Source organism: Arthrobacter sp. BK1, from assembly GCF_056680055.1.
In genome coordinates, this window is sequence record NZ_CM155263.1 from 3,691,883 (window position 1) to 3,709,907 (window position 18,025).

17 protein-coding genes are annotated in these 18,025 nt (G+C 66.5%); 11 read left to right on the forward strand and 6 right to left on the reverse strand.

The window, feature by feature from the left end; genetic code table 11:
- The first annotated feature begins 77 nt into the window (after positions 1-77).
- Positions 78-1,277 carry a molybdopterin-synthase adenylyltransferase MoeB gene (gene moeB, locus AC1MCA_RS16940; RefSeq protein ID WP_479799423.1) on the forward strand — a complete coding sequence of 400 codons (1,200 nt, stop codon included), beginning with the start codon at positions 78-80 and terminating at the stop codon, positions 1,275-1,277.
- 161 nt (positions 1,278-1,438) lie between these two features.
- On the opposite strand, the gene AC1MCA_RS16945 is transcribed toward moeB, so the two are convergent.
- Positions 1,439-2,752, reverse strand: coding sequence for a glutamyl-tRNA reductase (locus AC1MCA_RS16945; protein WP_479799425.1), 1,314 nt, complete (start codon positions 2,750-2,752; stop codon positions 1,439-1,441).
- Between the two features lie 158 nt (positions 2,753-2,910).
- Between AC1MCA_RS16945 and hemE the strand changes: the two genes are divergently transcribed.
- Complete coding sequence (gene hemE / locus AC1MCA_RS16950) at positions 2,911-4,029, forward strand: uroporphyrinogen decarboxylase (protein ID WP_479799426.1); 1,119 nt, start codon at positions 2,911-2,913, stop codon at positions 4,027-4,029.
- Positions 4,030-4,033: 4 nt separating this feature from the next.
- Positions 4,034-5,530, forward strand: coding sequence for a protoporphyrinogen oxidase (gene hemG / locus AC1MCA_RS16955; protein WP_479799427.1), 1,497 nt, complete (start codon positions 4,034-4,036; stop codon positions 5,528-5,530).
- A 222-nt stretch (positions 5,531-5,752) separates the two neighbouring features.
- On the opposite strand, the gene AC1MCA_RS16960 is transcribed toward hemG, so the two are convergent.
- Positions 5,753-6,181: a hypothetical protein gene (locus AC1MCA_RS16960; RefSeq protein ID WP_479799429.1), complete on the reverse strand. Its 429-nt coding sequence runs from the start codon at positions 6,179-6,181 to the stop codon at positions 5,753-5,755.
- 429 nt (positions 6,182-6,610) lie between these two features.
- Between AC1MCA_RS16960 and hemQ the strand changes: the two genes are divergently transcribed.
- The 7 genes from hemQ to hemL all read left to right on the forward strand — a co-directional run bounded on the left by hemQ (position 6,611) and on the right by hemL (position 13,943).
- Positions 6,611-7,312 (forward strand): hydrogen peroxide-dependent heme synthase, encoded by a 702-nt coding sequence (gene hemQ, locus AC1MCA_RS16965; protein WP_479799431.1) that lies wholly within the window; start codon positions 6,611-6,613, stop codon positions 7,310-7,312.
- A complete protein-coding gene (locus AC1MCA_RS16970; RefSeq protein ID WP_479799433.1) occupies positions 7,309-8,568 on the forward strand; it encodes a ferrochelatase in 1,260 nt (419 codons plus the stop codon). Before hemQ ends, AC1MCA_RS16970 begins: the two co-directional genes overlap by 4 nt.
- Entirely contained in the window at positions 8,565-9,545 is a 981-nt protein-coding gene (gene hemC / locus AC1MCA_RS16975; RefSeq protein WP_479799435.1) for a hydroxymethylbilane synthase, read from the forward strand. The genes AC1MCA_RS16970 and hemC overlap by 4 nt, the downstream gene beginning before the upstream one ends.
- Positions 9,532-10,407: a uroporphyrinogen-III synthase gene (locus AC1MCA_RS16980; RefSeq protein WP_479799437.1), complete on the forward strand. Its 876-nt coding sequence runs from the start codon at positions 9,532-9,534 to the stop codon at positions 10,405-10,407. Before hemC ends, AC1MCA_RS16980 begins: the two co-directional genes overlap by 14 nt.
- Complete coding sequence (hemB, locus tag AC1MCA_RS16985) at positions 10,404-11,384, forward strand: porphobilinogen synthase (protein WP_479799438.1); 981 nt, start codon at positions 10,404-10,406, stop codon at positions 11,382-11,384. Before AC1MCA_RS16980 ends, hemB begins: the two co-directional genes overlap by 4 nt.
- Positions 11,385-11,462: 78 nt before the next feature.
- On the forward strand, positions 11,463-12,545 hold the full coding sequence (locus AC1MCA_RS16990; protein WP_479799440.1) for an LLM class flavin-dependent oxidoreductase: 1,083 nt from the start codon (positions 11,463-11,465) through the stop codon (positions 12,543-12,545).
- Positions 12,546-12,623: 78 nt separating this feature from the next.
- Positions 12,624-13,943 carry a glutamate-1-semialdehyde 2,1-aminomutase gene (hemL, locus tag AC1MCA_RS16995; RefSeq protein WP_479799443.1) on the forward strand — a complete coding sequence of 440 codons (1,320 nt, stop codon included), beginning with the start codon at positions 12,624-12,626 and terminating at the stop codon, positions 13,941-13,943.
- Positions 13,944-14,045: 102 nt separating this feature from the next.
- Here hemL and AC1MCA_RS17000 read toward each other — a convergent pair whose 3' ends face one another.
- From AC1MCA_RS17000 to AC1MCA_RS17015, 4 genes are all read right to left on the reverse strand, one after another.
- A complete protein-coding gene (locus AC1MCA_RS17000) occupies positions 14,046-14,783 on the reverse strand; it encodes an amino acid ABC transporter ATP-binding protein (protein ID WP_479799445.1) in 738 nt (245 codons plus the stop codon).
- Positions 14,780-15,544 (reverse strand): amino acid ABC transporter permease, encoded by a 765-nt coding sequence (locus tag AC1MCA_RS17005; protein WP_108600422.1) that lies wholly within the window; start codon positions 15,542-15,544, stop codon positions 14,780-14,782. The genes AC1MCA_RS17000 and AC1MCA_RS17005 overlap by 4 nt, the downstream gene beginning before the upstream one ends.
- A gap of 17 nt (positions 15,545-15,561) precedes the next feature.
- Positions 15,562-16,497: an ABC transporter substrate-binding protein gene (locus tag AC1MCA_RS17010; protein ID WP_479799447.1), complete on the reverse strand. Its 936-nt coding sequence runs from the start codon at positions 16,495-16,497 to the stop codon at positions 15,562-15,564.
- Positions 16,498-16,804: 307 nt separating this feature from the next.
- Complete coding sequence (locus tag AC1MCA_RS17015) at positions 16,805-17,515, reverse strand: 3'-5' exonuclease (protein WP_108600420.1); 711 nt, start codon at positions 17,513-17,515, stop codon at positions 16,805-16,807.
- 63 nt (positions 17,516-17,578) lie between these two features.
- On the opposite strand from AC1MCA_RS17015, the gene AC1MCA_RS17020 reads away from it, so the two are divergent.
- A complete protein-coding gene (locus tag AC1MCA_RS17020) occupies positions 17,579-17,995 on the forward strand; it encodes an MGMT family protein (protein WP_479799451.1) in 417 nt (138 codons plus the stop codon).
- The last annotated feature ends 30 nt before the right edge of the window (positions 17,996-18,025 follow it).

The window sequence follows — 18,025 nt, forward strand, 5'->3', positions numbered from 1 at the left end:
CTACTTTCCCTTGCAGTTATCTCCACTTTACTGTGCGGTAATATGACCGCGCGGTATCTGGGGGCATACATTGAAGTATGGCTTCAACATTCACCGAAAATGTCTCCCCTGTTTCTCTCGAACCGCTGGTGGAGCCCGCCGGTGAACTTACTCCGGCCGAGGTGGAACGCTATTCCCGGCACCTTATTATTCCCGAGATCGGGGCCCTGGGGCAGCGGAGGCTGAAAAACGCCAAGGTCCTGGTCATCGGCGCCGGGGGCCTCGGTTCGCCGGCGCTGCTCTACCTTGCCGCCGCCGGGGTAGGGACGCTGGGAATCGTCGACGACGACTCCGTGGATCTGAGCAACCTGCAGCGTCAGGTAATCCACGGTGTTGCCGACGTCGGACGGCCCAAAATCGAATCAGCCCGGGACGCCATCGCCGCACTGAACCCGCTCGTGGAGGTCCGGCTCCACGATCTGAGGCTTGACGCCACCAACGCCCTGGAGCTGTTCGCGGACTATGACCTGATCCTGGATGGAGCTGACAACTTCGCCACCCGCTACCTGGTCAACGATGCCGCTGCGATCCTGGGAAAGCCCTACGTATGGGGTTCCATCTTCCGCTTCGACGGGCAGGTCAGCGTGTTCTGGGAAAAGCACGGCCCCACCTACCGCGACCTGTATCCCGAGGCGCCGCCGGCCGGTTCCGTGCCCTCCTGCGGTGAAGGCGGCGTGTTCGGCATGCTCTGCGCGGCCGTGGGGTCCCTCATGGTGACGGAGGCAGTCAAGCTGATCACCGGCGTCGGGCGTTCCCTCCTGGGCCGCGTGGCACTGTTCGACGCCCTGGGCGGCAGCTGGCGTGAGATCCGGGTATCCAAGGACCCGGCGGCGGATCCCATCACGGAACTGACGGACTACGACGCATTCTGCGGCATTGCGCCGGCCGCTGACACCGATACCGAGCACACCGTCACAGCCACACAGCTGGCCACCATGCTGGCATCGCGCAAGGCAGGCCTGAAGGACTTCGAACTGGTAGACGTCCGCGAAACCGGTGAACACGGGATTGTCAGCATCGACGGCTCAGTGCTGATCCCGCAGGGCCGCATCCTGGCCGGTGAAGCCTGGGCCGAACTCCCGCAGGACAAGGACATTGTGTTCCACTGCAAGGCGGGGACCCGGTCGGCGGCCGTACTGGAGGCCGCGCGGAAAGCCGGTTATGAGCGGGTCAGCCACCTCGACGGCGGCATCCTGGCCTGGGTGCGCGACGTGGAACCGCAGAAGCCCGTCTACTAGCGGCGTCCCCATCCGCGACCCTCTGTCACTTTCGGGCGGTTTTCTTGCAACGCTCTAGCACTTGACGCCGGTTAAGCAGCGACGCTCTCTCACATTTCTCAAGGAAGTGAGAGAGCGTTGCCGGGAAACCTGCAGGAAGTGAGAGAGCGTTGGTGGGGCGGTCAGGCGGTTTCGCGGCCCCGGTGGTCCACGGGGCATTCCGCCGGGGCAGGGGCAGCCGGCTGCTCCACGGTGATTCCGTAAAGGGTCTCTAGGGCCGAAACGTAGTCGTCCTGTTGGCCGTTGGCGGCAAGCTCGCGGGCCCGCACCGTGGGTACGTGAAGCAGTTGCTTGACCATCCGGCGGAGGGCGAACTCCACTTCCTCGGCGGCCGCCGTGCAGCCATGGCGCGCACGGACTTTCTCCATTTCAGCGTCCAGGACGTTCATGGTGTGCCGGCGGAGAGCCACAATGGCCGAATCCACCGAACGTACCTCGCGCTCCTGCTCGAAGGCCCGGGCTGCACCTGACACGATGCCGCTGGCCTGGGCGAGCGATTCGGCCTGTTCCTGGGGAGCCGCCAAACGCACTGATTCCAGCGTGAGCAGCTCAACGCCGTCGAGCTCTCCCACTTCCGGGTCAAAATCGTGGGTGAGGGCAAGATCGATGGCGATCAGCGGCTGCGGAGACAGGGCGCGGATCTCGGCCAGTTCTGCTGCCTCTACGCGGGTGTCCGAACCGCTGCAGCCGATCATGACGTCCGCGGCCGCGACGGCAGGCCGGAGCGAGCCTGAATCCAGGGCCGTGCCACCGCGTGTGGCGACGAATCCTTCCGCCCGCCCGGACGAAGAGAACACGGAGATGTCGGTGCAGCCACGCTCACGTAGGAGCGCCATGGTGGCTCCGGCGTAGGCGCCTGTACCGAAAACCACGACTTTCTTGGTGGACCAGTCAGGGAATTCCGAGAGATCGGTGGCCAGATCCAAGGCGACGGAGACGATGGACAGGCCACGGGAACCGAGGGCTGTCTGCGCGCCGACGTCTTTGGCTGTTTTGGACGCCGCCTGGAAGAGGCGGACCAGGCCCGAGCTGGCAGTGCCTTCATGCTGGGCGGTGATGAGGGCCCGCCGGACCTGCCCTGCGATTTCACGCTCACCAACGACGGCGGAATCCAGTCCGGCACTGACGGCGAACAGGTGCTGGGTGACTTCGGAACCGGTCCGGGTGCTGAAGGAACGTGAGACCAGCTGTTCGTTAAGGCCGCTGAGGCCGCTGATCTGGGAGACGAGGGCCGCGCGCGCAGCCTCGACGTCGTCCGGATGAGGCGCTTCGCCGTAGATCTCGTAGCGGTTGCAGGTGGCAAGGACTACCGCACCCGTCACTGCCGGCGATCCGGAGAGAGCGGATGTGGCGATCTCTGAAGCACCGTTGCTCAACTGAGCAACGGTCTCAAGATCGATGTCGGCGTGTGTAGCCACCAATGAGAAAAGAACCACAGCAGATCAATCATAGCTTTTTCGTGGCCCGGTAGAACAACCAGGGGAGGTGGGCCTCGCAACAAGGGTCTGTGATTCGGGCCACCGGACCGGCGGGGATGCGGCGGGTGACAGGTTGTCGTTATCTTTTACGCCCGATTTTGGGCACAATCGGAAGCATGACTTCCAGCTCCGCCGTGTCCAACGCCGCGACCAATGCCCTGACCGACGGCGGCGCTCTTCCCGCCGGCCACCCGCTGATGGACGGGCGCACCGCGGATTCCCCGCTGATCACCGCCTACCGCGGCGGCAAGCCGTCCCGGCGCCCGGTGTGGTTCATGCGGCAGGCCGGACGCTCCCTCCCTGAGTACCTGAAGGTGCGCGAAGGCGTGGCCATGCTGGACTCGTGCCTGCGGCCGGAACTGGCGTCCGAGATCACCCTCCAGCCGGTCCGGCGCCACGACGTTGATGCGGCCATCTTCTTCTCGGACATCGTGATCCCGCTGAAGCTCGCCGGCGTCGGCGTGGATATTGTTCCCGGCGTGGGCCCCGTGCTGGAGAAGCCGGTCCGCACCGCTGCCGATGTTGCCGCCCTGCCCCAGCTGACCTGGGAAGCGCTGGAGCCCATCCGGGAAGCGGTCCGCCTGACGGTGGCGCAGCTCGGCAAGACCCCGCTGATAGGTTTCGCCGGTGCCCCCTTCACGCTCGCGGCGTACATGGTGGAAGGCAAGCCGTCCCGGGACCACCTGGGCCCGCGCACCATGATGCATGCGGACCCGGAGACCTGGACCGCCCTGGCCAACTGGGCTGCCGACGCGTCAGGCATGTTCCTGCGCGCCCAGCTTGAAGCAGGCGCATCCGCCGGGCAGTTGTTCGATTCGTGGGCCGGGTCCTTGGGGCTGGCCGACTACACCAAGTACGTGGCACCCGCTTCCGCCCGCGCACTGGACCACGTCCGTCACCTCGGCGCGCCGCTGATCCACTTCGGCACCGGGACCTCGGAACTGCTGGTTGCCATGCGCGACGTGGGCGTGGATGTTGTGGGCGTGGATTACCGGCTTCCGCTGGACGAGGCCAACAGGCGCCTGGGCGGCACCGTCCCGCTGCAGGGAAACATCGACCCCGCGCTGCTCTCGGCGCCGTGGGAGGTCCTTGAAGCCCACGTACGCGAAGTGATTGCGGCCGGCGCGGCAGCACCCGGCCACGTGCTGAACCTCGGCCACGGCGTGCCGCCCGAAACCGACCCGGCCGTCCTGACCCGGGTGGTCGCGCTCATCCACTCCATTTCCCCGGAGTAGGTCCATGGGCAGCGCGACGAAGCCCGCCCGGACGGCCCTCGTCCTGGGCGGCGGCATCTCCGGCCTGCTGGCCGCGCGGGAGTTGGCCGCTGCTGGCCTCTCCGTGACTGTTCTGGAGGCGACGGACACGTGGGGAGGCTGCGTCGGCAGCCACGTCGTTGCCGGCCTGACCCTGGACAGCGGGGCTGAATCCTTCGCCACCCGGTCCACGGCCGTGGCTGACCTGGCCGGCGAACTGGGGCTCGCGGAAAATATCGTTGAGCCCCGGCCAGGGGGTGCGTGGGTGCAGCTTCCCGAGGGTGCGCGCGAACTGCCCAGGACGGGTGTGCTGGGCATCCCCGCCAATCCCTGGGACCCTGAGGTCCGCCGGACGTTGGGCTTTACGGGCTCGCTTCGCGCGTCGTTGGACAGGTTCCTTCCGGCCTCGGTGGGTGTATCCGGGGACGTCACCAGCGTCTCGGCCCTGGTCCGCGCCAGGATGGGCCGCCGCGTCCTGGAACGGCTCGTGGCACCGGTGGTCGGGGGAGTGCATTCAGCGGACCCGGGGCTGCTCGACGTCGACATGGTGGCCCCTGGCCTGCGCCCCGGAATCCGCCGGCACGGCTCCCTCGCCGCGGCTGTTGCCGCCCAGCGGCGCAGTCCCGCTGCCCCGGAAACTTCACTACCGCCGTCGGGATCCCCGGCCCCCCACCGTTCCGGCCAGCCGGCCCTCGCCAAGGCGGGTTCCGCCGTCGCGAGCCTTTCCGGCGGCATGCACACCCTCGTCTCCGCCCTCCTCGCCGATCTGCGGGAACGCGGCGTGACGCTGCAGAGCGGCCTGGCCGCGGACAGGGTGGCCCGGGCGGAGGATGGCTGGCAGGTCACCGCCGCGGACGCAACGTACGACGGCGGCCTGCTGGTGGTGGCGCTCCCGGGCCCGGCTGCCGTCGGGCTGCTGCGGGCGGCAGTTCCCGCGCTTGCCGGCAGAAGCCCGGAAAGCGGGCCCGACGTCCGGCTGGTCACCCTGGTGGTGGACGTGCCGGAGCTTGACCGCAGGCCGCGGGGCACCGGCATCCTGGTGGCTCCCCAGGCTCCGGGTATTCAAGCAAAAGCCCTCACCCATGCAACGGCAAAATGGGATTGGCTGGCTGCCGCGGCAGGTCCGGGAACCCATGTGCTGCGGCTGTCCTACGGGCGTCTGGAGGGAACCGCGACCGCGGGTGCCACGGCCGCGGATCCAGCGCCCGCAAGCGACACGGAGCTTCTGGCTGCGGCCCTGCGTGACGCGTCGGCCCTGCTGGAGGTCCCGGTCCAGAGGAAAGATGTTGTTGATTGGGATGTTGTCAGGTGGGAAGGTGCACTGCCCTTTGCCGCCGTTGGACACAAGGCGCGAGTGGCCAAGGTCAGGGAACTTTGCGCCGAACAGCCAGGGCTGGCCATTGTAGGCGGGTGGGTGGCCGGCAACGGACTCGCCGCCGTGGTGTCTGACACACGTCAGCACGTTCAAAAACTGCTCAGCTGACCATCGTCCCTGTTCAGCCGGACATCGGCTGTGCGGAGCGCTTTCCGAAGGGAATTTTTCGGTTTTCCCTCCCTCCGCGATGTGGCTAGTGTCGGTACCTATGGTTGATTACAGGTCCGAACTTTCCCGTTCCCGGACCAGTGTCCATGGGGGACTCCGGCGCGGCGCAACAGCTGCCGCCATCGGAGCGATACTGGTCTTTTCCGCAGGGGTGCCAGCGTCTTACGCGGCCAACGACAAAGAGCCTCCCGGCCGGCCGGGGCATGCGGCGGGTTCCGGTAAGGGCCCAGCCGAAAGAGGTCCGCTGAAGGACCGGTTGGGCGTTTCCAAGGGGTCCACCGACGCGTCCGGCACGGCATCGCCGGTTCCGTCGCCTTCACCCGCAGCCACCTCGGGCGCCGCCCGGACGCCGGCAGCCACCACACCATCACCGGTCCCCACGACGCAGGCCCCTTCGTCCCCTGCACCGGCGGCCTCAAACGCCGCCCCGACACCGGCTGCCCCGACACCGGCCGCTTCTTCCGGCGTCCCGACGCCGGCCTCCCCGGCGGATGCATCGTCCGGCACGGCCGCCCAAAGTCCGCCGGCTCCCGGATCGGCAGTTCCGCCGTCAGGTACTGCGGCAGATACCGGCGCCGGGTCAGGATCCACTGAAGGTTCTCCGGCCGTTGAAGGTGAAGCTGCTGTGCCGGCAACGGGGTCGGAATACACTGGCCAGCCGTATACCACCCCAACCCCCACGCCCACCGGAAGCCAGTCCCCATCCAGCGCCTCGAGCGCCGGCGCCACGCCGGCCGCCGGTAAAGGGACTGCCGGAAGTTCGCCGTCCAGGCAGGCCAGGGCGTCTGCCGCAAATGCTGAACCGGAGCCAGAAGCGGCCAAAGTCTGGCTTGGCGTGGGGCTGCTGGGTTCCGCCGGAGCTGCCGGACTCGTTTTTGCCCGGATCCGCCGGATCTGAGAGGGCGCCGGGAACGGCCCGTCGAATCCACGACCGACCTGATCTGTGAACTTCACCACTTCTACGCCCTGTAGAAGTCGCTGGTTTCGACTTGCTGGTTCGGAAGGGGCAAACTGGTAACCATGAGCCACACTTCTGCCGAATCTGTCACTAAAACCGAAGAATCAGCCGAGCAGTTCTTCACCCTGTGGACCGTGTTTAAACGGTCTGAGAACATGGTGCGCAGCGCTGACGCTGCGGCCGACTTCGAAGCACTGCTGTCGAGGCTGACCGAGGCAGGCGTGACGCATCGGGGAAGCTACGACGTATCAGCCATGCGCGCCGACGCCGACGTCATGGTGTGGCTTCACGGTCCGAAGCCTGAGGCATTGCAGCAGGCCATCCGCGACATCCGCCGCAGCTCGCTTTTTGCCGGCACCGAGATCGTCTGGTCCGCCATGGGCGTCCACCGGGAAGCTGAATTCGCCAAGAACCACACCCCCGCATACTCGCGCGGTGTGGCGCCGGCTGAATGGCTGTGCGTGTACCCCTTTGTCCGCTCCTACGAGTGGTACATCCTGCCCGAGGAGGAGCGCGGCAAGATGCTGCGCGATCACGGCCTGCTCGGCCGGGAATTCCCGCAGGTCATCTCCAATACGGTATCCTCCTTCGCCCTGGGGGACTGGGAATGGATCCTCGGGCTCGAGGCTCCCGAGCTGGTGGACCTGGTTGACCTGATGCGGCACCTTCGCGCCACCGAGGCACGCAACCACGTCCGCGAGGAGATCCCCTTCTACACCGGCCGCCGCATCAGCGCCGAAGAAGTCGCCGAGGTCCTCGCATGAGCCCGCTGGATCCCCGGGCCGGCTCCCCGGTCACCGAGGTCAACCCCGTCACCGAAGCAGGCCGGATGCCGCCCAAGGATTACGACGCCGTCCTCCTCGCCTCCTTCGGCGGCCCGGAAGGCCAGGACGACGTCCTCCCGTTCCTGCGCAACGTCACCCGGGGCCGCGGGATCCCCGACGAGCGGCTCGAAGAGGTATCACACCATTACCGCGCCAACGGCGGCATCAGCCCCATCAACGAGCAGAACCGCCAGCTCAAGGCCGCCCTCGAAGCAGAGCTCGCCGCCCGCGGGATCGAACTCCCCGTGCTTTGGGGCAACCGCAACTGGGACCCCTATATCCCGCAGACCCTGCAGGACGCGTACGAGGCCGGCCACCGCCGGCTGCTGATGGTCACCACCAGTGCCTACTCCTGTTACTCCAGCTGCCGCCAGTACCGCGAGGACATCGGCGTTGCGCTCACCGAGAGCGGCCTGGACGGCCGGCTCGAGGTGGACAAGGTCCGCCAGTACTTCGACCACCCGGGCTTCGTGGAGCCGTTTATCGAAGGTACGGCCGCGGGCCTGGCGGATGTGCAGAAGCAACTCGCCGCTGCCGGCACCCCGGACGCCCCGGTGCACATCCTTTTTGCCACGCACTCCATCCCCACCCGGGACGCCGAAGCAGCAGGCCGGTCCGAGGCCGAGCCGCGCGAATTCGAGGAAGGGTCCGCGTACGTTGCCCAGCACCTGGCCACTGGTGCCAAGGTCATTGAAAGGGTCCAGGCTGAATCCGGCCTGACAGCACCCTGGTCACTGGTCTACCAGTCCCGCTCCGGCGCCCCGCACGTGCCGTGGCTCGAACCGGACATCAACGACGCCATTGAAGAGCTTGCCGGCCAGGGCGTTAAGGGCATTGTCATCGTGCCGCTGGGTTTTGTCAGCGACCACATGGAAGTTGTCTGGGACCTGGACACCGAAGCGCTGGAGACCTGCCGCAACCTGGGCCTGGCCGCCAGCCGCGTTCCCACGCCGGGCACGCACCGCAAGTTCGTAAACGGTCTGGTGGACCTCATCTCGGAACGGACCCTCGCCAACAACATCAGCGACCGGCCCGCCCTGACCAAACTCGGCCCGTGGTACGACGTCTGCCGGCCGGGCTGCTGCGCGAACTTCCGCGGCGGGAAGCCCACCATCGCAGGGGCTGACACCACCGTTGGCACCGGACATGACGCGTACCCGGCGGTAGCCACGGCGCCGGAAAGCGGCGCCCTGTGACGGTACGGATCGGAACCAGGGCCAGCAAGCTTGCCCTGACCCAGACGCAGCAGACCGCGGACCAGCTCTCCGCCGTCGGGGGCTTCCCCGTTGAACTGGTCCGTATCACCACCGAAGGTGACGTCAAGACCGGTTCACTCTCGCAAATGGGCGGCACAGGAGTTTTCGTGGCAGCCCTGCGCGATGCGCTCCTGCAGGAAACCTGCGATGTTGCCGTGCACTCGCTCAAGGATCTCCCCACGGGGGCGGCATTGGGCCTCAGCATCGCTGCCACCCCCAAACGGGTGGATGTCCGTGACGTCCTCTGCGCCCGCGACGGCCTCAAGCTGGCCGACCTGCCGCACGGCGCAACCGTGGGCACCGGCTCGCCGCGCCGCGCCGCCCAGCTGCGTGCCACCCGTCCGGACCTGAACGTCCTGGACATCCGCGGAAATGTGGATACCCGCCTTGGCCGGGTGCCCGGACTGCCCGGCAACGCGCCGGACGCACCCGGCGACCTGGACGCCGTGGTGCTCGCGGCAGCAGGACTGGAACGGATCGGCCGGCTGGACACGGTAAGCGAGTTCCTTGAGACCGATGTCATGCTGCCAGCCCCCGGCCAGGGGTCGTTGGCGATTGAGTGCCGCACGGCCGATGCTCCCGGCGGGGCCAATTCCACAGGCTCCGAGGGCGTCCTTGCCCAGGCACTTGCAGCACTCAACGACGACGACACCCGGCTGGCCGTCACCGCCGAACGCGCCGTACTGGCGCGCCTCGAGGCAGGGTGCGCAGCACCTGTAGGCGCCTTCGCCTACCGCAAGGGCAGCATGCTGTACCTCGAAGCAGTGGTGTGCGCCGTGGACGGAACCAAAACAGTGCGCGAGAAGAAGGCGTCCGACGGTCTTACCGAGATCGGTGCGACGCTGCTTGGAATCGAGGTCGCCGAGCTCCTGCTCGCTGCCGGCGCCGCGGAGATCGCGGACCTTGCAGCTTCCTGACGCCCCCGCGGGGGTGCTGAACGGCCGGCGCGTCCTGATCACCCGGAGTGCCGACCGCGCCCGGCCACTCGCCTCGCTGCTCGGCAGCCTGGGGGCCGAACCGCTGGTCCTGCCGCTCATCGACTTCGAGCGGGCCGCGGACCAGCCGGGATTGGACGACGCCCTGGATGCCCTGGTGGCCGGGGCCTTCGACTGGCTGGTGGTCAGCAGCATCACCACGGTGCTCATGCTGGTGGAAAAGGCCGCCGAGCGCGGAACCACACCGGCGGCCCTGGTGCCGGCCGGAACCCGCGTGGCCACGATCGGGCTTTCCTCCCGGCAAACACTGGAAGCCGTGGGTATCCCGGTGGCGCTGGCCCCGGTGGACATCCCGTCCGCCGAGGGCCTGGTGGATGTCTGGACCGCCGCTCCCGAGAGCGTGCTCCTGCCACAGGCAGACATCGCAGCGACGACACTGCGTGACGGCCTGGCCGCCAAAGGCGCCGCCGTCACGGCCGTCGTCGCGTACCACACCGTGGATTTCCCGGCCCGGCCCGAACTCCGCCTCGCGGCGGAGCTGCCGCCCGCCGTCGACGGTCCCCTTCATGAGGCTCCACGGGAGCTCAGTCCGTCCCAGGCCAGGCGCGAGCTCGACGGCGGGGCGATAGACGCCGTCGTGGCCGCATCACCCAGTGCGGCCCGCCGCATCGCGGCGACCTTGCTCCCGCTGGGAAGTTGCCGTTTCATCGCCATTGGGCGTCCGACGGCGGCTGAGGCTGCCGCGCTGGGCATCCCGGTGGCCGCCACCGCCAAAGTACCCACCCCGGACGGCATTGTGGCCGCCCTGGGCTCCGTATTCGCCAACGAAGGGACCACCCGATGAGCTTTCCGAACCACCGCCCGCGCCGTCTTCGCACCACCCCGGCCATGCGCCGGCTCACCGCCGAGTACCGCCTGGCCCCGGCAGACCTCATCCTTCCGGCTTTCATCCGCGAAGGCATCAGCGAGCCCGTCCCCATCACCTCCATGCCGGGCGTGGTGCAGCACACCACCGAGTCCCTCAAGCGCGCCGCGGCCGAAGCCGTGCAGCTGGGAGTCGGCGGCATCATGCTCTTCGGTGTTCCGGCCGTGCGCGATGCCCGCGGCACCGCGTCACTGGACCCGGACGGCGTGCTCAACAAAGCCATCCGCGACGTCCGTGCCGAAGTGGGCGATGACCTGGTCATCATGGGCGACATCTGCCTCGACGAATTCACCGACCACGGCCACTGCGGCGTCCTTGACGCCGACGGCTACGTGGACAACGACGCCACCCTGGAAATCTACGGCCAGATGGCCGTCGCCCAGGCCGACGCCGGCGCCCACGTCCTGGGCCCGTCCGGCATGATGGACGGCCAGGTCGCCGTCATCCGCCAGGCCCTGGAGGAATCCGGCCACAAGAACACCGTCATCCTCGCCTACGCGGCGAAGTACGCTTCCGCCTTCTACGGCCCCTTCCGTGAAGCCGTGGACTCCCAGCTCAAGGGCGACCGCCGCACGTACCAGATGGACGCCGCCAACCGCCGCGAAGCCATCCTCGAGGTGGAACTGGACCTTGAAGAAGGCGCCGACATGGTCATGGTGAAGCCGGCCATGAGCTACCTCGACATCCTGGCGGACGTCGCCGCGATGAGCCCCGTGCCCGTCTCGGCCTATCAGATTTCCGGGGAATACGCGATGATCGAGGCCGCAGCCGCCAACGGCTGGATCGACCGGCGCGGTGCCATTATGGAGTCCGTCCTCGGCATCAAGCGGGCAGGTGCCGATACCGTGCTGACGTACTGGGCCTCCGAGCTTGCAGGCTGGCTCAAGGAATCCTGACCCCATTCCTGACAGGGTGGGAATGTTTCCGGACAACAGATGGTTTGTATGCGTATGCATGAAAACAGCGACCTTCCCGTGACCAGCCCTCCTATCAAAGCCAACCCCACCGCCCCCGTCCCGGCGGACACCATCCTTCTGGGCGTCAGTACGTTCGGTGACGTCGACCTCGATGCAGAAGGTGCACCCAAGCACCACGCCCAGGTACTCCGCCAGGTGGTGGAGCAGGCCAAGGTGGCTGACGCCGTCGGGCTTCATTCCTTCGGCGTGGGGGAGCACCACCGCAAGGATTTCGCCGTCAGCGCGCCGGAGGTGGTGCTGGCGGCCATCGCCACGGCCACGGAAAACATCCGGCTGGGCAGCGCGGTGACCGTCCTGAGTTCGGACGATCCCGTCCGCGTTTTCCAGCGGTTCGCCACCCTGGACGCCCTCTCCAACGGCCGCGCCGAAGTGATCCTGGGCAGGGGCTCCTTCACGGAATCCTTCCCCCTGTTCGGCTATGACCTTGGCGACTACGACGTCCTGTTCGAGGAGAAGCTGGACATCTATGACCGCGTGCGGACCCAGAACCCGGTGAACTGGGATGGCCGGACCCGGGCCAGCCTCCGCGGACAGATGGTCTACCCGCACGTTGAAGGGCGCCTGCTTCCCACCTGGATCGGCGTGGGCGGCTCACCCCAGTCCGTGGTCCGGACCGCCTCCTACGGTTACCCGATGGTCCTGGCGATCATCGGCGGCGAGCCGGAAAGGTTCCGTCCCTATGCCGACCTGTACCGGCGCACCCTCGCCGAGGCCGGCAAGGAACCGCAGGCACTGTCCGTCCACTCACCGGGCTATGTGGCCGAGACTGACGAACAGGCCCTTGAGGAGTACTACCCGCATTGGCTGGCCACGAGGAACAAAATCGGGGCGGAGCGCGGCTGGGGTCCGGCCGGGCGGGGCGAGTTCGAGGCCGCGGCCGACGACGACGGCGCACTGTTCATCGGTTCCCCCGAAACAGTGGCCGCGAAGGTGGTCAGGCTGAAGGGCACCCTTGGCGCGGACCGCTTCGAGATGAAGTACAGCAGCGGCACCCTGCCCCACGCCCGGATGATGCGCTCCATCGAACTGTTCGGTTCCAAGGTTGCGCCTCTCGTCGCAGACAAGCTCGCGGACCGCTGACGCTATCGGTCAGGGTGGCCGCCGTAGCCCGCGTGGCGTGGGCTTCGGCGGCACCTTGGGGGATGGGAGAATAGGGGTATGACTCGTTCCGATGCCCTTTTCGCCCGTGCCCAAACCCTGATGCCCGGTGGCGTCAACTCGCCCGTCCGGGCTTTCGGCTCTGTGGGCGGCACGCCGCGCTTTATGGTGTCGGCCAAAGGACCGTACCTGACGGACGCCGACGGGAACGAGTACGTGGACCTGGTCTGCTCGTGGGGCCCGGCACTCCTGGGCCACGCCCACCCGGCAGTCCTGGAAGCCGTCCACGCCGCCGTTGACCGGGGCCTGTCGTTCGGTGCATCCACCCCGGACGAGGCCAACCTGGCCGCCATCGTGCAGGAGCGCGTGCCGGCCGCCGAGCGCGTGCGGATGGTGTCCACCGGCACAGAGGCCACCATGACGGCTGTCCGGCTGGCACGTGGTTTCACCGGCCGCAACCTCATCATCAAGTTTGCAGGCTGCTATCACGGCCACCTGGACGGGCTGCTTGCCGCCGCCGGATCCGGTGTCGCCACCCTGGCACTGCCCGGCTCGGCCGGCGTCACCGAAGCCACAGCTGCCGAAACACTGGTGCTGCCCTACAACGACCTCGCCGCCGTCGAGGCTGCATTTGCTGCTCATGGACCCAACATCGCGGCCGTCATCACCGAAGCCGCCCCCGCCAACATGGGCGTGGTGACGCCCGGGGAGGGCTTCAACCTGGGGCTGTCCCGCATCACCCGTGAGCACGGCGCCCTGCTGATCCTGGATGAAGTCCTGACCGGATTCCGCACCGGCTACTCCGGATACTGGGGCCTGACCGGCGGCGCGCCGGACGCGGCCGAGCCATGGACGCCGGACCTGCTCACCTTCGGCAAGGTCATCGGAGGCGGAATGCCGACGGCGGCCCTCGCCGGGCGCTCCGACGTCATGGACTACCTGGCGCCCCTCGGCCCCGTCTACCAGGCCGGGACACTGTCCGGTAACCCCGTGGCCATGGCCGCCGGCGTCGCCACCCTGACCCACGCCACGCGCGATGTCTACTCGTTTGTGGACGTCCGCTCGCTGGAGCTCTCCTCGGCAGTGTCCGCCGCTTTGGACGAGGCCGGCGTGGACCACTCCATCCAGTTCGCCGGGAACCTGTTCTCGGTGGCCTTCGGAACGTCAGCCAACGGTGTCCACAACTATGCTGACGCCCAGGCCCAGGAGACCTTCCGGTATGCGCCGTTTTTCCACTCGATGCTGGACTCCGGCGTTTATCTGCCGCCGTCCGTCTTCGAAGCGTGGTTCCTCTCCGCTGCCCATGACGACGCGGCCATGAACCGGATCTTCGACGCCTTGCCGGCCGCCGCGAAAGCTGCAGCAGCCGCGCAGGGCTAGCGCCGCCGTCGGACGCTTAAACCGGAAATCCCCGCCGCCCGGACAATTCCCCTGCCTCTTGCGAGGGGGAGCAGTCCGGGAAGCAGGGATTTTCTGTTGGTGCTAGAGGACGTCGGAGAGGAAGCCCTTCAGCCGGTCCGTTTCAGGGGCGCTGAAGATCTTTTCCGGCGGACCCGATTCCACCACGACGCCGGCATCCATGAACGTCACGGTGTCAGAGACGTTGCGGGAGAAGCCCATCTCGTGGGTCACCACCACCATGGTCATACCGCCCTTGGCCAGGTCAGCCATCAGTGCCAGGACGCCCTTGACCAGCTCGGGGTCCAGCGCCGAAGTGGCTTCGTCGAAGAACATCACCTCGGGCTTCATGGCCAAGGCGCGGGCAATAGCGACGCGCTGCTGCTGGCCGCCCGAGAGGTTGGCAGGACGCGCGTCAGCCTTGTGCTTCAAACCCACCAGGTCCAGCTGCTCAAGAGCTTCGGCGCGGGCCTGTTCAGTGGGCAGTTTCCGGAGCTTGCGCAGGGCCAGCGAGACGTTATCCAACACGGTCTTGTGCGGGAACAGGTTGAACTGCTGGAACACCATGCCGATCCGCTGGCGCAGTTCGTCCGGGTTGTCCTTCAGGACGGACCGGCCATCAAGCAGGATATCGCCCTGGTCCGGTTCGATCAGCCGGTTCATCACCCTCAGCAACGTTGACTTACCGGAGCCGGAAGGGCCGATGACCGAAGCCGTGGTGCCCTTCTCAACGTGGAGGTCGATGCCACGCAGTACGTGGTTGTGGCCGAACGAAAGGTGCAGGTTCTTGCCGGTCAGGGTACCGGAGGTGAATTCCGTCATGCCTGAGCCCCCTTGCCGATAGGTGCAGCCAACTCGTCCGGTTCCTTCTTCTCCGGCCGGCCAGTCCGCAGCCGGTTGTCGATGAAGTTCACGAAGTGGGTCAGCGGAACGGTCAGGATCAAATACAACAGGCCTGCGGCAACCAGGGGCGAAAGATTCCCTGTGTTGGCCATGGCATCGTTTCCGATCCGGAAGATCTCCCGGTCCGAAGAAGCCAGTCCCAGCATAAAGACGAGCGAGGAATCCTTCAGCAGCGAGATGAACTGGTTCACCAGGGCGGGGAGAACCCGGCGGATGCCCTGCGGCACCACCACCAGGCGCATGGAGTTGCCATAGCTGAAGCCCAAGGCCCGAGAGGCCTCCAGCTGGCCCTTCTCCACGCTCTGGATACCGGAGCGGAAGATCTCACCGATGTAGGCACCGGCAATCAGGGTCAGCGCCAGGATGCCCAGCGGATAGGGGTTGCGGCTGCCGGTGAGTTCCCTGGCGATGGGGCTCAGCCCGATGCCGATCACCAGGATCACCAGAATGGCCGGAAGGCCCCGGAACAGGTCGGTGTAGATCCTCGCGGCCCAGCGCGCCGCCGGATTCCGGGATATACCCATCAGCGCCAGTGCCAGCCCCAGGAGGGAACCGAGGATGCCCGATGCTACGGCCAGGATCAGGGTGTTGGGCAGGCCCACCATAAGGAGGGAGGGAATGACTTTCGCCATTTCCTCCCAGTTGAGGAACGTATCACCTAGCTGCTCCAGGAGATCCATACGCGGTGAGGCCCGGGTCAGCTCTGGGGAACCGTGGCAGCCTTGCTGCCCGGCTTCCAGTCGGCGGGGGTCTCGCGCTCCGGGTACCATTCCTTGGTCAGCTTGGACCAGGTGCCATCGGCAATCACGGCATCCAGCCCGGAGTTCAGGGCGTCGATAAGGGCCTTGTTGTCTTTGTTCACTGCGTAGGCCGTGAAGTTCTGGGTGTTCACCACGGATTCGGCGATGACAGTGCCGTCGCCGTCCTTGACCTGGCCGCTGGCCTGCTGCGAGGGCGCTACCCAGGCATCGATCTGGCCGTTGCGGACGTTCGCGTAAACGGTGGCGTAGTCCGGGAAGCGGACCGGCTCAAGCTTCAGCGTGTTGGTCACGTAGTCGTCCTGGACGGTGCCCTGAACCACACCGATGCGGACGTTGGCGTCGAGGTCGGCGAAGCCCTTGACGTCGCTGTCCGTCTTGGCAACAACGGCCATAAAGCCGAAGTCATAGCCGTTGGTGAAGCCCACGTTGGCACGGCGGGCATCAGTGGTGGAGATCGAGGAGGATCCGACGTCGAACTGCTTGGTCTGTACCTGGGACAGCAGGGCGGAGAAATCCGTGGCAACGAACTCGACCTCAAGGCCAAGCTTGCCGGCGATGGCGCGCAGCAGTTCGTTGTCGTAGCCGGTGAACTTGCCCGACGGGTCAATGAAGATGTTCGGCGGTGCGTCTGAGAGCGTGCCCACCTCGAGCTTGCCGTCCGTGTTCAGGCCAAGCTTGGTCTTGTCGATCTGGTCGAGCGGGGTGACGTCGGCGGTGGTGTACTTATCCAGCGTCTGCTGGTCGCTGCCTGCGAGGGCGTCGGTGGGTGTGCCGGTGGGCTGTGCAGTCCCTGAGCCGCAGGCGGCCAGTGAGAGCGCCAGGGCAACCGCGACGGGCACGCTGGCCAGCCACTTCATGGCTTTAGTCTTCATGTGAAAGTCACTTTCATCTAAGTCTTAAGTTCAACCGGGCCGAAAAGGCTTCGCGTGTGGCGTAGGGAGCCTTGCTCCCACAATGCAGGCCGGCCGGGCGGGATTACCGCTGAACTTAATCATCTCATTTTCCGGTTTTTGTCATTTCACACGAAGTAATGGTCGCTGTGACGAACGAATTCCGAATACTGAGCATTATTGAACAGATACTGAAGACCAAATGAATCGACATTTAACAGGGAGCCGAATCTGAAGGAGTTAGTCGTGCCGCTCTCACTTTGTGGCCTAAAGGTGAGTTAGCTCTCAGCTAGAAGTCCCCGCGCCCGCCGTCTTCCGGCGGCAGGACCGGCCATTCGCCCTCGATCACGGCTGCAGGCTTGGTCTTTCGGAGGTAATTCTGGAAGTCTGCGGCCTGGCTGACGGCCCAGTCCTTCTGCAGTTCGTGAAGCTGGCTGGCAGGCATCTTGAGTTTGGGGAATTTGATGGCCATGGCATCAAGCATCCGGAGCGTGGCCAGGGCATCCGCCGCAGACGTGTGGGCGTTGTCCAGGGAGATGCCGTATTCCTCGCACAGCGCCGTCAGGGTGCGCTTGCCCTTACGGTATCTGTCCACCTGCTTGTTCATGATGTAAGGATCCAGAACCGGGAACCGGGTCAGCTGCCGGACACCGTGGCGGGCGGACTCCGCGGCCAGGACCGTGAAGTCGTAGCTGGCATTGAAGGCAATAACCGGAATACCGGCGTCGAACAGTTCCTGCAGGACAGTGGCGAGCTCGCCCGTGACCTCGCCGGCAGGCCGGCCCTCACGCCGGGCCTGCTCGGTGGTGACTCCGTGGACGTCGCTGGCTTCGGCCGGGATTTCGACACCCGGGTCAGCGAGCCACTCGTGTTCCTTGATGACCTCGCCCTTATGGTCCACCACCGTCACCGACGCCGTGACAATCCGCGCAGCACGCGAATTCCGGCCGGTGGTTTCGAGGTCGAACGCTGCACGGGGGAGGGTGTTCCAGGTGGTCATACTTCCACGCTACCGGCGGGCACCGACAGGATCGGGGAACGCCACTGCGGCTAATCTGAATCCATGCGGATTGAGTACGTCGAGGCGGTGCTGGCGGTGGTGGAGCTGGTTCCCTCAGGAACCGCAGTGGCCTACGGGGACGTGGCCGAGCTCCTGGGGTCCGGCGGCCCGCGGCAGATTGGGCGTGCGATGAGTCACTACGGCAGCGACGTTCCCTGGTGGCGGATCCTCAAATCCAATGGCCAAGCCCCCGAGGGTCACGAGGCCAGGGCTCTCCGGCACTATCTGGCGGAGGGGACGCCTCTCCTGGGTGATCACGTGGGCTACCTCAATACCGGGGAGGGCCGGTGGCGGGTGGACCTGACGGCAGCCCGCTGGGCACCGGGCGAGGACGATTTTGACCGGATTGATGCCATTGCGGAACAACTGGAGCGGCGGCTCCACAGATTGTCAGTGGCCGATGATGGAATGTCTGTGTGACCGCAACTATCCCCGATGTCGAACCCCTTG

Bases quoted from the DNA above. Each gene is read 5' to 3' on its own strand.
- hemE (WP_479799426.1), top strand. From the start codon at position 2,911: ATGACTTCCAGCTCCGCCGTGTCCAACGCCGCGACCAATGCCCTGACC.
- hemL (WP_479799443.1), top strand. From the start codon at position 12,624: ATGACTCGTTCCGATGCCCTTTTCGCCCGTGCCCAAACCCTGATGCCC.
- AC1MCA_RS17000 (WP_479799445.1), bottom strand. From the start codon at position 14,783: ATGACGGAATTCACCTCCGGTACCCTGACCGGCAAGAACCTGCACCTT.
- AC1MCA_RS17015 (WP_108600420.1), bottom strand. From the start codon at position 17,515: ATGACCACCTGGAACACCCTCCCCCGTGCAGCGTTCGACCTCGAAACC.
- AC1MCA_RS17005 (WP_108600422.1), bottom strand. From the start codon at position 15,544: ATGGATCTCCTGGAGCAGCTAGGTGATACGTTCCTCAACTGGGAGGAA.
- AC1MCA_RS17020 (WP_479799451.1), top strand. From the start codon at position 17,579: ATGCGGATTGAGTACGTCGAGGCGGTGCTGGCGGTGGTGGAGCTGGTT.
- moeB (WP_479799423.1), top strand. From the start codon at position 78: ATGGCTTCAACATTCACCGAAAATGTCTCCCCTGTTTCTCTCGAACCG.
- hemQ (WP_479799431.1), top strand. From the start codon at position 6,611: ATGAGCCACACTTCTGCCGAATCTGTCACTAAAACCGAAGAATCAGCC.
- hemG (WP_479799427.1), top strand. From the start codon at position 4,034: ATGGGCAGCGCGACGAAGCCCGCCCGGACGGCCCTCGTCCTGGGCGGC.
- hemB (WP_479799438.1), top strand. From the start codon at position 10,404: ATGAGCTTTCCGAACCACCGCCCGCGCCGTCTTCGCACCACCCCGGCC.
- AC1MCA_RS16970 (WP_479799433.1), top strand. From the start codon at position 7,309: ATGAGCCCGCTGGATCCCCGGGCCGGCTCCCCGGTCACCGAGGTCAAC.
- AC1MCA_RS17010 (WP_479799447.1), bottom strand. From the start codon at position 16,497: ATGAAGACTAAAGCCATGAAGTGGCTGGCCAGCGTGCCCGTCGCGGTT.